This window comes from Arthrobacter oryzae (assembly GCF_003634095.1).
Lineage (GTDB): Bacteria > Actinomycetota > Actinomycetes > Actinomycetales > Micrococcaceae > Arthrobacter > Arthrobacter oryzae.
Map to the genome: position 1 here is coordinate 180,384 of NZ_RBIR01000003.1, position 12,959 is coordinate 193,342.

16 protein-coding genes and 1 tRNA gene are annotated in these 12,959 nt (G+C 67.6%); 10 read left to right on the forward strand and 7 right to left on the reverse strand.

Features of this window, described 5'->3' with window-relative positions; genetic code table 11:
- Positions 1-27: 27 nt before the first annotated feature.
- Positions 28-738: a FadR/GntR family transcriptional regulator gene (locus C8D78_RS08465; protein WP_120952312.1), complete on the forward strand. Its 711-nt coding sequence runs from the start codon at positions 28-30 to the stop codon at positions 736-738.
- 59 nt (positions 739-797) lie between these two features.
- Here C8D78_RS08465 and C8D78_RS08470 read toward each other — a convergent pair whose 3' ends face one another.
- On the reverse strand, positions 798-1,055 hold the full coding sequence (locus C8D78_RS08470; protein ID WP_120952315.1) for a metal-sensitive transcriptional regulator: 258 nt from the start codon (positions 1,053-1,055) through the stop codon (positions 798-800).
- Positions 1,056-1,203: 148 nt separating this feature from the next.
- Here C8D78_RS08470 and C8D78_RS08475 point away from each other — a divergent pair, with 148 nt between their 5' ends.
- The 5 genes from C8D78_RS08475 (at position 1,204) to C8D78_RS08495 (ending at position 4,603) form a co-directional block, all read left to right on the forward strand.
- Complete coding sequence (locus C8D78_RS08475; RefSeq protein WP_120952318.1) at positions 1,204-2,166, forward strand: SGNH/GDSL hydrolase family protein; 963 nt, start codon at positions 1,204-1,206, stop codon at positions 2,164-2,166.
- Positions 2,167-2,217: 51 nt separating this feature from the next.
- Positions 2,218-2,427 (forward strand): dodecin, encoded by a 210-nt coding sequence (locus C8D78_RS08480; RefSeq protein WP_120952321.1) that lies wholly within the window; start codon positions 2,218-2,220, stop codon positions 2,425-2,427.
- A 102-nt stretch (positions 2,428-2,529) separates the two neighbouring features.
- On the forward strand, positions 2,530-3,501 hold the full coding sequence (locus C8D78_RS08485) for an aldo/keto reductase (protein WP_120952324.1): 972 nt from the start codon (positions 2,530-2,532) through the stop codon (positions 3,499-3,501).
- Positions 3,502-3,719: 218 nt separating this feature from the next.
- Positions 3,720-3,983, forward strand: coding sequence for a GlsB/YeaQ/YmgE family stress response membrane protein (locus tag C8D78_RS08490; RefSeq protein ID WP_120952327.1), 264 nt, complete (start codon positions 3,720-3,722; stop codon positions 3,981-3,983).
- Positions 3,984-4,165: 182 nt separating this feature from the next.
- Positions 4,166-4,603, forward strand: coding sequence for a hypothetical protein (locus C8D78_RS08495; protein WP_120952330.1), 438 nt, complete (start codon positions 4,166-4,168; stop codon positions 4,601-4,603).
- A 37-nt stretch (positions 4,604-4,640) separates the two neighbouring features.
- Here C8D78_RS08495 and C8D78_RS08500 read toward each other — a convergent pair whose 3' ends face one another.
- Positions 4,641-5,465, reverse strand: a complete 825-nt coding sequence (locus C8D78_RS08500) for a putative protein N(5)-glutamine methyltransferase (protein WP_120952333.1) — start codon at positions 5,463-5,465, stop codon at positions 4,641-4,643.
- Between the two features lie 150 nt (positions 5,466-5,615).
- Between C8D78_RS08500 and C8D78_RS08505 the strand changes: the two genes are divergently transcribed.
- Complete coding sequence (locus tag C8D78_RS08505) at positions 5,616-6,725, forward strand: lactonase family protein (protein ID WP_208641910.1); 1,110 nt, start codon at positions 5,616-5,618, stop codon at positions 6,723-6,725.
- On the opposite strand, the gene C8D78_RS08510 is transcribed toward C8D78_RS08505, so the two are convergent.
- The 4 genes from C8D78_RS08510 to C8D78_RS08520 all read right to left on the reverse strand — a co-directional run bounded on the left by C8D78_RS08510 (position 6,709) and on the right by C8D78_RS08520 (position 8,977).
- Entirely contained in the window at positions 6,709-7,668 is a 960-nt protein-coding gene (locus tag C8D78_RS08510) for a serine/threonine-protein kinase (RefSeq protein ID WP_244208315.1), read from the reverse strand. The genes C8D78_RS08505 and C8D78_RS08510 overlap by 17 nt on opposite strands.
- Positions 7,665-7,862: a hypothetical protein gene (locus C8D78_RS19955; RefSeq protein WP_244208316.1), complete on the reverse strand. Its 198-nt coding sequence runs from the start codon at positions 7,860-7,862 to the stop codon at positions 7,665-7,667. The genes C8D78_RS08510 and C8D78_RS19955 overlap by 4 nt, the downstream gene beginning before the upstream one ends.
- A gap of 359 nt (positions 7,863-8,221) precedes the next feature.
- Positions 8,222-8,719 (reverse strand): MarR family winged helix-turn-helix transcriptional regulator, encoded by a 498-nt coding sequence (locus C8D78_RS08515; protein ID WP_120952339.1) that lies wholly within the window; start codon positions 8,717-8,719, stop codon positions 8,222-8,224.
- Positions 8,720-8,904: 185 nt separating this feature from the next.
- Positions 8,905-8,977, reverse strand: a tRNA-Lys gene (locus C8D78_RS08520).
- A 201-nt stretch (positions 8,978-9,178) separates the two neighbouring features.
- On the opposite strand from C8D78_RS08520, the gene C8D78_RS08525 reads away from it, so the two are divergent.
- The 3 genes from C8D78_RS08525 (at position 9,179) to C8D78_RS08535 (ending at position 11,837) form a co-directional block, all read left to right on the forward strand.
- Positions 9,179-9,832: a hypothetical protein gene (locus tag C8D78_RS08525; protein ID WP_120952342.1), complete on the forward strand. Its 654-nt coding sequence runs from the start codon at positions 9,179-9,181 to the stop codon at positions 9,830-9,832.
- Positions 9,833-10,201: 369 nt separating this feature from the next.
- On the forward strand, positions 10,202-10,819 hold the full coding sequence (locus C8D78_RS08530) for a DUF47 domain-containing protein (protein ID WP_120952345.1): 618 nt from the start codon (positions 10,202-10,204) through the stop codon (positions 10,817-10,819).
- Between the two features lie 4 nt (positions 10,820-10,823).
- Positions 10,824-11,837 carry an inorganic phosphate transporter gene (locus tag C8D78_RS08535; RefSeq protein ID WP_120953261.1) on the forward strand — a complete coding sequence of 338 codons (1,014 nt, stop codon included), beginning with the start codon at positions 10,824-10,826 and terminating at the stop codon, positions 11,835-11,837.
- 320 nt (positions 11,838-12,157) lie between these two features.
- Here C8D78_RS08535 and pstB read toward each other — a convergent pair whose 3' ends face one another.
- Positions 12,158-12,937 carry a phosphate ABC transporter ATP-binding protein PstB gene (gene pstB / locus C8D78_RS08545; RefSeq protein WP_120952351.1) on the reverse strand — a complete coding sequence of 260 codons (780 nt, stop codon included), beginning with the start codon at positions 12,935-12,937 and terminating at the stop codon, positions 12,158-12,160.
- Between the last annotated feature and the right edge of the window lie 22 nt (positions 12,938-12,959).

The following is a 12,959-nucleotide window of genomic DNA, read 5'->3' on the forward strand; positions in this document are numbered from 1 at the left end:
CAAAGCGGAGTCGCTGGACGGGGAGAATTGGCTAGGAAATCGCTGGTCGGCGTAGTGGCCGACGAACTGCTGGACCGGATCATTGCCGGGGAGTTTCCGCCCGGCGCGAGCGTCCCCGGCGAACTCGAGCTCAGCTCCCGTCACGAGGTCAGCCGAATGACCGTGCGCGAGGCCATGAAGACCCTCGAAGCCCAGCGGATTCTCAGCGTGGAACGCGGGCGCGGCACATTTGTTAATCCGGTGAACCGCTGGGGCTCCCTGGACGCCGTGCTGCGGGCCGCGTCGGAGGGCACAAACGACGCCTCGGCAGCGGTTCAGCTCATCGAGCTGCGCCGGATGCTGGAGACCGGCGCCTGCGAACTGGCCGCCGGGCGGATGACGGACTCCGACCTCGAGATGCTCGCCGCGCAGGTGGAAAAGATGAGGCGGGCGCACGGGGCCGACGATTTGGCCGCATTCGTGGAGGCGGACCTCGCCTTCCACGACCTCATCCTGCAGGCCTCGGAAAACGTCTTTGTCGCGGTGCTGTTTGAGCCGCTGCACCGCATCCTGGAAAAACGGCGGACCGAAACGTCCCAGGTGCCGGACATCCAGGAGCACGCCATCGGACACCACCAGAACATCCTGGATGCCCTGGCATCACGGGACCCGCACCGCGCCCGTGACGCCATGGACGCGCACATGCAGCAGACTCTTGATGACCTGAAGACCTACGTGCTGGCCGACGGCGCCGCCTGACCTGCCGGGCCGGCCGCGCGCGTAGGCGCCTCAAGACTGCCGGGCCGGCCGGACGGTGCTCAGGCGAGCGAGAGGAAGAGCTTCTCGAGTTCGGCCCGGTCCAGGCTGGGGTCCTCCTGTTGCATGCACTGCTGCAGCCCCGTGGCGATGATCGAGAATCCAGCCCTGTCCAGGGCTCTTGAGACGGCGGCCAGCTGGGTCACCACGCTCTTGCAGTCACGGCCCTCTTCGATCATCCGGGTAACCGCGGCGAGCTGCCCCTGGGCGCGGCGAAGCCGGTTAAGGACAGGCTTCATGTCGGTGGGATCGAGTTCCATGGGCTCCTCCGGGATCGGTGCACTTGATTGACATCATACCCCCCTGAGTATTTGGCCTGCCTCGGCAGGGGGCCGGCCAGGGACGCTCCAAAACCGAAACCGGACGCCCCGCCGCCGTCCTGCAAGGGGCCTAAGTACCTAGCGCGGCATGAATTATCAGCGTATTGCTGGTGATGTGAACGCCGCCAGGTCCCTCGAGCCGGGCGCCGGCCATACCGGCGCCAACCTCCCTGCCGCGGGGCTGTGGCACCCCGGGGAGCAAAGCACCGCATCCGGGCGCCCCGGCGGCCGGCGTCCGCAGAGCTGGAGCCGTTACGTGGCCATCGGGGATTCGTTCACCGCCGGCGTGGGCGACCCTGAGCCGCTGAGCCCGGGCGGCATGCGGGGGTGGGCGGACCGCATCGCGGAGGAGCTCGGCGAGGGCCGCGGCGAGTTCGGCTATGCCAATCTGGCCATCAGCGGAATGGTCCTGCGCGACATCATCGACCAGCAGCTCGGCCCTGCCCTGAGCCTGAAGCCGGATCTCGTCACGCTCTCGGCCGGCGGGAACGACCTCGTTTTCCACCGCGGAGATCCGGACCGGATGGCCGCCGCCCTCGACGACGCCGTGGTGACCCTCTCGGCTGCCGGCGCCACGGTGGTCCTGTTCACCGGGCCGGACTGGGGCGAGACCGCCGTGTTCGGGCACATCCGGGGGAAAGTCGCCGTCTTCAACGAGAATATCCGCGTCATCGCCGCCCGGCACGACGCCGTCATCGCTGATTTGTGGGCGCTGCGGCAACTGAGCGACGCGCGGATGTGGGACCCGGACCGGCTGCACTTCTCACCGCTGGGCCACCACACCATAGCTGCCATGGTCCTGGACACGCTCAGCGTGCCGCACAGGCTGCAGCCGCTGGTGCCCAAGCCCATGCCGCCCGGCAACTGGCGCGAAACCCGGGCCAGCGACCTCGCCTGGATCGCGCACTACATGCTGCCTTGGATGGTGAGCCGGATCAGGCCCAGGGCCGACACCCTGCCCCGGCAGGCCAAGCGTCCGCTGCCGGGGCCACCCCCGGGGTTCGCCGGTCCCGGGCCCACGCCCCTAGTCCGGCCGGGCTCGGTCGGCTAGTCTGCAGGAACGGCCCACAGCCGACATCGATGGCGATCACGAGGAGCGAAGTTGTCTAATCACACCTACAGCATTTCTGAAATTGTCGGAACCTCGAATGAGGGCGTCGATGCGGCCGTCCGGAACGGCATCGCCGAGGCCGCCAAGACCCTGCGCAACCTTGACTGGTTTGAAGTGAAGGAGATCCGCGGCCACTTGGAAAACGGGCAGATCGCCGACTGGCAGGTCACCATCAAGCTCGGGTTCCGCCTGGAGCGCTAGCCCCCCGCCCACGCCGGGGACGGCATGCGCCGGCCCCGGCGTGGGCGGACATCATCCGCAACGCGTCACGACGGAGGAGGTCAGGACGGAGAGGAGCGCGTCATGCGCTACACGCATTTGGGCCGCTCCGGCCTGACCATCTCACGCCTGTGCCTGGGCACCATGAACTTCGGCCAGCAGACCGAGGAGACGCAGGCTTTCGCAATCATGGACACCGCGCAGGCCGCCGGCATCAATTTCTTCGACACCGCCAATGTGTATGGCGGATCGAGCCACCGCGGCTGGACGGAGGAAATCCTCGGCCGCTGGTTCGCCCAGGGAGCCGAGCGCCGCGAGCGGACGGTGCTTGCCACCAAGCTGTACGGCACCATGACGGACAAGCCCAATGAGTCCAAGCTCTCGGCCCTGCACATCCGCCGGGCGCTCGATGCCAGCCTCAAGCGGCTGCAGACGGACTACATCGACCTCTACCAGTTCCATCACGTGGACCGGAATACGCCGTGGGAGGAGATCTGGCAAGCAATAGAGGTTGCCGTCCAGCAGGGCAAAATCCTCTACACCGGCAGCAGCAACTTCGCGGGCTGGCACATTGCACGCGCCCAGGAATCGGCGGCCCGCCGCAATTACAACGGGCTGATCAGCGAGCAATCCATCTATAACCTGCTGACCCGGGACGTTGAACTAGAGGTGATCCCCGCCGCCCAGCAGTACGGCCTCGGGATCCTGCCGTGGTCACCGCTGCACGGCGGCGTGCTGGGCGGCGTCCTCAAGCAGGAGCGCGACGGCGTGCGCCGCACCACCGGACGGGCCCTTGAGGCGCTCAAGGCGCACCAGAAACAGATCCGGAGATACGAGGACTTTGCCGAGGAACTGGGGCACGAACCCGCGGACGTGGCGCTGGCGTGGTTGCTTCATCAGCCGGCAGTCTCTGCTGCGATCGTCGGCCCGCGAACCCTCGAACAGCTCCACGGCGCCATCAGGGCCCACAAGCTGAAGCTTGACGCGGGCGCCCTCAAGCGTCTCGACGAGATTTTCCCGGGCCACCGCACGGCCCCCGAAGACTACGCGTGGTAAGCCTCCGGCTCCGACAACAGTCCCGGAAATGCGGCCGCCCGCGGCGTGAATCGGCTTGATCTATGCGGCGGAAAGCGCCCGGTCCCGGGGCGCGGCCCGGCGGCACCCCACGGTGCCGGGTGGCCCTTTTATACTAAGCATGATTAGTATTAGGGCAGAAGGATGAAGCGCACCCGGCGATCCGGGTGCCTCCTCAATGAAGAAGAAGGAACGACAAAATGGGTTTTTTCGCATTTCTGATTCTGGGCCTCATCGCCGGAGCCATCGCTAAGGCAATCCTCCCCGGACGTCAGGGCGGTGGCATCCTGATCACTCTGATCCTGGGTGTCGTCGGCGCCCTCCTGGGCGGATTCATCGGCGGCGCACTGTTCGGCGTGGGCATCAATGAGTTCTTCTCGCTGTCGACCTGGCTGCTGGCCATCGGCGGTGCGATCATCGTCCTGCTCGTTTACGGCATGATCAGCAAGCGTTCAGCCCGCTAAAGCGGGGTGTGACCGGAAGCCGGTCCCGGGTTTTCCCGGGGCCGGTTTTTTCGCATAATTTTTGCCCGCCGCGGGGGCATCCGGGCTAACTGTCGCCGTTCGGCTACTTTCTGACGCGCCCCCTCTTGACGGTTTTTTCGACTGATCTTCTTACGTACGTCTTCAAGGAACAGGAGCACAGCATGAAAGGCAAACTTCTTTTCGGCGCCGGTATGGCGGCAGGCTACGTCCTTGGCTCGCGGTCCGGCCGTGCAGCCTACGAAAATCTCAGGGCCCGCACCGCAGACCTTTGGCACAGCAAACCGGTGCAGGACAAGCTCACGGCGACAGCTGACGCGGTGAAGGACAAAGCACCGGAAGTCTCTGAACAGTTCGGCGAAGCCGCCCGGCGCGCGGGCACCATCATGAGTTCCGCCGTCCGCCGCGATGCCGGTCCGGAGCACACGGCCGGGAACATGCCTGCACAGACCTCCGGCGGCGAAGCTCCGGAATCGGCCGCGGCCCCCGATGTCCACTCGGACCCGGCGCTCAGCGACCAGGACGGACAGGATTGGTCGGGCGAAGGCGGCGCCACACCCGCCGGACCCGCCACCAGCGTCGAGGCGGACAAGCTGCCCTAGGTCTGGGGAGTGCAGCCGGGCCTTCTGCCTGCCGCGCTCAGGAGGAAGGCCGGTGCACCCCGGCCACCACCGTAGCTCCCAGTTCCTCAGAGCGCAGTATGCCGGCCGCCAGGCCGTGCCGGCGCAAGATCCGAGCCGTCTGGCCGGCCTGCCTGCGGCTCGTCTCAATGAGCACGTGGCCGCCGGGCGCCAGCCATTGCCGCGCCCCGGCGGCGACCCGGCGCTGCACTTCCAGTCCGTCCACGCCACCATCGAGGCAGGCCCGTGGCTCGTGGAGGCGCGCCTCCTGCGGCATGGTTTCGATGTCCGCTGACGGAACGTACGGGGCATTGACGGCCAACACCCGCACGCGTCCACGGAGTTCCGCCGGGAGCGGGGCATAGAGGTCACCTTCGTGGACTTCGCCGCCCAGCGGCGCGACATTGGTGCGCGCACACGCCACGGCCGCGGAGTCTATGTCGGCGCCGTGCAGCTCGACAGGACCGGCCAGCGCGGCGAGCGCGGCGCCCACCGCACCGGACCCGCAGCACAGATCGATCACGACCGGCGACGGGACGGCGGCGCTCGATTCCCGGCGCCATGCGTCCAGGAGTGCTGCCGCCTGCCGCACCAGGAACTCCGTCCGGCGCCGCGGCACAAAGACGCCGGTGTCAACGGCGATGCGGAGGCCGCAGAACTCCGCCCAGCCTAGAAGGTGTTCCAGCGGCAGGCCGGCGACCCTGCGGCTGGCCATCGATTCGAGGGCCTCCGGCGTAGGGGCGGCGGCGATCAGCAGGCGCGCTTCATCCTCGGCGAACACGCAGCCGGCTGCCCGGAGCCGGGACGTGAGGGCCTCGTGGGAGTTTGGACGGATTGCTGGCATGGGAGCGGCCCCACTTCCTTCTGCCGCAGCTGCTCGGACTACCCATGCTAGCGAAGGCGGACCGCCGGGCCGTGGTGAACCGCGCGGCCAATTGCTGTTCGCGTGGCCTGTTGGCCACGTCATGCCGGGCTTGGCTGGCAGGATGTCATCATGGATTCCCTCCCTGCACACGACCTCATCTGGACCGGCTCCCACACGGCGGATTCCGGCGGCAGCGGCACCGGGATCGGCGCCGTTTCCGCGGCAGCCGACGGGACCCTGCACTGGCTGGGTGTCGCAGCGGCGGCCGATTCTCCGTCCTTCCTTGCAGTCCACCCCTCGCTCCCCGTCGTTTATGCCGTGGCCGAGCACGCCCGGACGGTCAGGGCCTACCGCCGCGCCGGATCGTTCGGCTTGGAGCCCGCGGGCCCGGCATGGCCAGCCGGCGACGCCGCGTGCCATGCCGCCGTCGAGCCTTCCGGCCGCTTCCTGGTGGTCTGCTGCTGGGGCGACGGCCAGGTACTGTCCTACGAACTCGACGCCGGCGGCTTGATCGTGGACCGCACCGCCGCCGCCCCGTCCCGCGACCCGTACGGGGACGCACCCGACGGGGACGCACCCGACGGCGACGCTCCCGACGGCGAAGGCCGGCCCAGCCGCGCCCATGCCGCGCTCATGCTTGCCGACGGCCGCGTGATGACCACCGACCTGGGGCATGACCTCCTGCGGATCTGGAACGTCCGATCGACGCCGGCGCCGGCGTTGGCCCTGGATCACGAGGTAGTCCTGCCCCGGGGCAGCGGCCCCCGCCACCTCGTCCAGCACCCGGGCGGGCACGTCTTTGTGGTGACCGAGTATTCAATTGAGGTGGCCGTGGCCGTGATGTCACCGGAGTCCGGGGACTTTCGGCTCGGCTTCGTCGGCCCTGCCACCGTCGGCGGGTCACAGCCCGGAGATTCGGCGGCCGAGATCGCGCTGGGGGCCGAGGGCCGGCACGCCTATGTGGGCGTGCGGGGCTCGAACCGGGTCGGCGTGCTGGAGGTGGACGAGGACGGCGCGGCGCTGCGTCCAGTGGCCGATGTCCCAAGCGGCGGCAACTGGCCCCGGCATCACCTGGTCCGGGACGGATGGCTGCACGTCGCCCACGAACGCTCCGGGGACATCGTCACGTTTCCGCTGGATCCGGCGTCGGGGCTGCCGGGCATCGCCGCGGGCCGGCAGGACGTGCCCTCCCCCACCGCGCTGGTGCCGGCACGTGCCGGGCTCACACCACAGGTTTGAGTGGCCGGCGCCCGGCGCCGGAGGGCGCCGACTTCAGGGCGCCGAAGAGAAGCCCGGCGGCGACGTCCCGCAGGGGCGGCGCAGGGCGGCGCACCATCCCCGCGGCCTCCGCGGAGGCTTCTGCTGCCAGGGGCCGGTCGGCAGCCTCCATGGCCGTCATCGCCGCCAACAGGGACACCCAACGGGGGCCCAGTTCGCGGGGAATCACCGGCCCCCGCAAAGTTCGTGCCACCAACGACTCCACAGGCGTCCCTGGAAAGGCCTTGGTTGCGGTCAGGCATTCGAGGAGAACCAGGCCCAGGGCGTAAACGTCGGTCGCCGGTTCGGCAGGTCCCCCGCTGGCCTGCTGCGGACTCATGTAATGCGCGGTGCCCGACGAAGAACCTGGCTCGAGCGCACTCCCCGCGGGAGCGGCAATGCCGAAATCCGCGATCCGGACCGGGGACCTGCGCAGCGAGCTGAGCAGAACGTTGGCGGGCTTGATGTCCTGGTGCACAAAGCCTTGTGCGTGCACGTGACTAAGCCCGGAAAGGGCAGCCGCGGCCCAGCCCGCAACTTCCTGGGGGTCTCCCGGACCGCCGTGGATCCGTTCGGCCAGGCTCCCGCCAAAGGCGAATTCCTCCACGAGGAAGGGGCGGCCCGCCCACGGATAGCCGTCCGGAACGTGCCCCTCGCCTACGAAGGCCACAATCGCCGGGTGGTTCAGCCCGGACAGTATCCGGGCTTCGTCGTGGATCCGGCGCGAATGCCGGTCATCGGGCCCCTCGGCCACCTTGACGGCCACGGGACGCTGGGCGGCAAGATCCGTGCCGCGGTAAACGGTGGCGGTGGCGCCCCGGCCCAGAAGTTCGTGGATCAGGAAGGACCCCTCACCGCCTGCGGGTCGTCGTGCCGGAAGGACGCTGCCTGCGAAGCCCGGCCGGGCCGCCGCCTGGGCCCTCAACGGCTGTGCGGGTAGTGTGCCACCGGGCCGGCGGCGCCCTGTTCGACCCCGGGCTGTTCGACCCCGCGCTGTTCGATCCCGTCCAGCTGGAACCCGCAGCGGCAGCGCCAGACGGCGGGCAGAGTCATGGAACGGTCGGCGGGTCCGAACGAGTAGGAGGACATTGCGGCCGGTTCCGGCGAGCGCCATTCCATGGGTGTGCCACAGTGCCGAGGGGCGGGGCTGTCAGAGGCCCGGGGCCGCGGCCTGTCCGGCGTCCGGCCTGTCAGGATGGCGTCCGTCAGCATCGCATCCGGAAGGCTCGAGCCCGGCAGCGTCGCGTCGTGCGGTGGCGTTTCTGAGAGCGTCGTTCCCGGCAGCGTCACCGCCAAACGGGCGTCATCCGGAGCTTGCCACGCGCGGAGGGGACTGCGGCCGGGGCCCCCGGGAAGGGTTGCGGATTCAGTCACGTCGCCTACTCTCGTTCAATAGCGGGATACAAGTAGTAAGCATACATATAACTAGACCAGCTAACTAGTTAAACGAGCTGGATATCCGGCGGTGCACGCCGGGATCAGTGCCGCTCCTCGCTGATGGCCGCACTCATCCGGCGCAGGAAGGTAATGACCACCCGGGCCTCTTCAGCGGTCATGGACTCGGCCACGGTCATCATCCGCCGGTGCATGTCGCCGAGGGTGGCGCGGACTTCCGAGTCCGTCTCGGGCGTCGGTACGATCACGAGTGAACGCCGGTCAGTAGGGTGCGGCTCGCGCCGGACGTGCCCGCTGGCCACGAGCCGGTCAATGAGTGATGTGGTCGAAGCGGTGGTGATCCCCAAGACGCGACTGAGATCCTTGGGTCCCACGCCCTCACCGGTTGACTTGGCCCGCAGCAGGTAGCGCAAAGCCAGCAGGTCGGTCTCGCCCATTCCCATCGAGTCACGGGTGGAACGCCGGGTTGCCACTTCCGAGGTCCTGTAGTCGCGGAGGGCCTGCAGGATGGCCGCAGGTGGGTCCAGCCGGTCATCGGGGCCGTACCAATACCCTGAGTCCGGGGCGCCATGGGAGTCCATCCGCCAAGCCTAGCGGAACTGGTAACTAGGCCGCCGTACTATCTCGCCCGCTGCAGTCCAGCGTCCGGGACAGCTCGACTGAACCAGGCGCCCCAGGGCTCCCGGCGCTCCCGGCGCTCCCGGACACAAAAAACCCCCGGCTCCCTGTTGCCAGGAAGTCGGGGGTTTCCACTCTCATAAAAGAGTGGGCCCTGTGGGGATCGAACCCACGACCCACGGATTAAAAGTCCGATGCTCTACCAACTGAGCTAAAGGCCCCAGCTGACAGCTCCGAACCAGCGGATAAATCCGTGGCTGCGGCGCGTTTCAGCCCAGTCCATTTCTGGACGTTAACACTGTACCCCACACCCGGGCCGGATCTTTCACCCCGCCCGACCGGCTTCGACAGCACGTGCCCGCCGCCCGCAGCGGCGCCGGCCGATCCTCGATTCCCCGGCGGCACTGGAGTAGCGTGGTGGCATGAGCGAGCAAGCAGGAGCAAGCGCCCCCGGACCGCGGCACCACAAGCCGAAACCCTTCGCGCCCATCGACTTTGAACCGTTCGCCGGCGGGGCCGATCCCGCCCGTGTCTCGGAAGCGGCCCATCTGGCGGCCCAGGCCCTCGTGCGCCGCGGCCGCGACAGCGACGACCCCAAAGTCACCAGGCGGCTCGTGAAGCTCGCCGACGAGCAAGGCCTGGAGGCAATCGCCGAAATGTGGGCCGAAAGCCCCGCCCGGTCCCTTCCCGGCGCCCTGTGGCGCCTGTACGCCCTGCGGGCCGCCACCATCCAGGATCCCGAGCGGATCTCCGTCTATTTCAAGGCAGGCAAGGACACGGCCCAGGTCTCCCATGTGGTGGCCGGCGCCGCCGAACCCCCGGGGGCGGATGAAATGAAGTCCATGGCGGACGCCATCCTCTCAGGGGCGTTCGACGGCGACTTCGACGTCGCGCTCGAACGGTCCGCCGCGTTCTGCCGGGTGGTGGCCCTTGGCCAGGCCACCCTTGCCGACGGCGCCGAACACAGCAACGAGAGCCATGCCAGCAAGCTCACCCGCAATTCCCACCTTCTGGTCAAGACGGCAGAGGACCTTGAGCACGCCGCCAATGCGTGGCGCCTGGGCGAACTGGACTAGGCAGCCATACCCAGGGCACGCACGGCGCCCGCAAGCTGTCAATGTTGACTTGAATGAGCCTACGTAGAAAACTAAAAGCGGTGCCGAACCGCGAAACCCCCGGGCTTCAACATTTAGCCGCCTAGAGCGGCCTACCGCCGAGAGGCGTATCCGGTTCGGCACCATTTTCATGCCCTTTGCCTGCGTCTGGCTTGCGCCTTTGACTGCTGACTTTGACCGAGTTTTTGCCTGCGACGTCCCATGCCGCGTCCCCGTCCGCTCCCGGCCGGGGACGGACGGTAAAGTGATGCGTATGCGCTGGTCTCCGTCAAGTCACACGGCTGGCCGACGACACCCGCGAAACTCTCCACGGAAGACCGGTGACACCACGTGAAGCTGCGCCTGTTTCCGCAGGAATCCGCCGGGCTGACCCTGCTCGCCCAAATGGCGCGCCAGATTGTGCTGGCAACCGGAACCCTCTCGGAAATTCTCGGCGCACCGGCCAGCGAACATGCCCGGCTGGTGGAGGACATGCACAATCACGAGGCCAAATCGGCGGAGCTGCACTTCGCCCTCCTGACGCATATGCGGACCAGCTTCGTGAACCCGTTGCCCCGCGAGGACATGTACGCGCTATCCCGGTACCTCAACGAGGCGATCGAGAAGCTCGACGCCGCCGCCGAGCTCGTGTCCCTCTACCAGCTGGAACGGCTCCCCAGGCGCGCTGCGGACCAGCTCGAAATCATCAGCCGGCAGGCCGAACTCACGGTCGAGGCCATGCGGCAGCTGAACAATCTGGATGACCTCGAGGACTACTGGATCGAAATCCTGCGCCTGGCCAAGCGTGCCGAACGCACCCACCGGGTCTGGGTCGCGGACATGCTGCGCGAAATGAAGTCCGCTCAGTACGCACGCAACCGCGACATCGCGAACCAGCTGGTGGAAGTCACGAAGGACATGCGCCGGATCGCCACCCAGGTAGGCAGCATCATCGTCAAGGAATCCTGAATTGATGATCTTCTTCTTTGCCCTGGTGATGGTCTGCGCCGGGGCATTCGCGTTCCTCAACGGCTTCAGGGACGCGTCCTCGTCGGTGGCCCTGGCCGTGCGCACACGTGCGCTGACACCGACTGTGGCAGTGCTGCTGGCCAGCCTGTTCAACTTCATCGGCGCCGGGCTCAGCGCAGCGCTGGCCCTAGCGGTCAGCCAGGCGTGGCTGTCGCTGCCGCCGGGCACGAACGGCCTCACAATCCTGTTGGCCGGGCTGCTCAGCGCCATCCTTTGGGGCGTGTACATGTGGTGGCGCGGAATCCCGACTTCCTCCACTCATGCCCTGGTCGGCGGGCTCGCCGGGGCCGGGGTCGCGAGCGTCGCCGTCGGCGGCCATCCCGTCACCGGCGTTGACGCCTCGCTCCTGTCCCAGGTGGCGCTCCCGCTGCTGGTCTCACCGGTGATCGCCTTTGCCGGCGCGTACCTGCTGGTGTGGCCCGCCAGCTGGGCAGCCCGCTACACGCCGCCCAACGTCGTCAACACCCGGTCGAGGCGCGCCCAGGCCATTGCTGCCGGCGCAGTTGCCTTCGGCCACGGGCTGCAGGACGGCCAGCGCACCAGCGCGGTGGTGGTGCTGGCGCTTCTGGCGGCCGGGTTTTCCGACGGCGGGTCCGTGCCCGGGTGGGTGGCGCTGCTGACAGCCGTGTTGTTGGCCGCGGGGACCCTGGCGGGCGGCTGGCGGATTTCCTACACCATCGGCTACCGCCTGACCCGAATCGACCCCCTGCGCGGATTTGTGGCGCAGATGTATAGCTCGGTGATTCTGCTCGTGGGCGCGATCGGGCTGCACTGGCCCATCTCTACGACCCACACCGTGACGTCGGCAACCCTGGGCGCCGGCGCCAACCAGAGCTTCCCGGTCACCAACCGCCGGCTGGTCATCCGCATCCTGGCATTCTGGGTCCTGACCCCGGTTGCCACCGCCGCCGCAGCGTTCGTGCTGCAGCTGGCGCTCTCGCCGTTGGCGGGGCTGTAGGACCGGTTCCTAGAGTGCCGTTCAGCCGCCAACCGCGTCGCCTGTCCGGGATGTTTCCCTGAATACGACGACGTCCCCGTAAAGGTGGGTTATTTCCACCACGGTCGGGTTGTCCCTTAGCGGGCTATCAGGCCGTCCAAGAACTCCCACGACAACTGCGTCCAGGGCGGTGTTTAGGCCTACGGACCGGATGGCCTCTTGGCCCGTCCCCATGTACTTCTTTACGAGGATTTCCTTTACCGAATCGAGCTCGGACCAGGACCACTGGGCGCCCGCAAAACCACTCAGCTCGCCGATGGCCGGCCCGGAAGCGTTGGGGGCTATCCGAAGCGGCCGGAGACGTAGTCCTCGGTGGCCTTCTCGGTCGGGTTGCTGAAGATCGTCGGGGTGTCGCCGAACTCGATCAGCTTGCCCGGCTTGCCGGTGCCGGCAATGTTGAAGAAAGCGGTCTTGTCCGACACGCGGGCCGCCTGCTGCATGTTGTGGGTCACGATCACCACGGTGTACTGGTCCTTGAGCTCGTTGATGAGGTCCTCAATGGCCAGCGTCGAGATCGGGTCCAAGGCGGAGCAGGGCTCGTCCATGAGGATTACCTGGGGCTCTACGGCGATGGCACGGGCAATGCACAGGCGCTGCTGCTGGCCGCCGGACAGGCCCGAGCCGGGCTTGCCCAGGCGGTCTTTGACCTCGGTCCAGAGGTTCGCCCCCTGGAGGGAGCGCTCCACCAGGACATCGGCCTCGCCCTTGGAGATCTTCTTGTTGTTCAACTTCACGCCGGCCAGCACATTGTCCCGGATGGACATAGTGGGGAACGGGTTGGGCCGCTGGAACACCATGCCGATCTGCGAGCGGACGGTCACCGGATCAACGCCGGGGCCGTACAGGTTGTCACCGTCCAGCAGCACCTCGCCTTCAACCCGGGCGCCGGGAATGACCTCGTGCATGCGGTTCAGGGTGCGCAAGAAGGTGGACTTGCCGCAGCCCGAGGGGCCGATGAAGGCCGTGACCGACTTGGCGTCGATGTTGATGTTGACGTCTTCGACGGCCAGGAAATTGCCGTAGTAGACGTTCAGGTCTTTGACGTCGATGCGCTTAGACATGGTGTTCCTTCGCTTGCTGGAG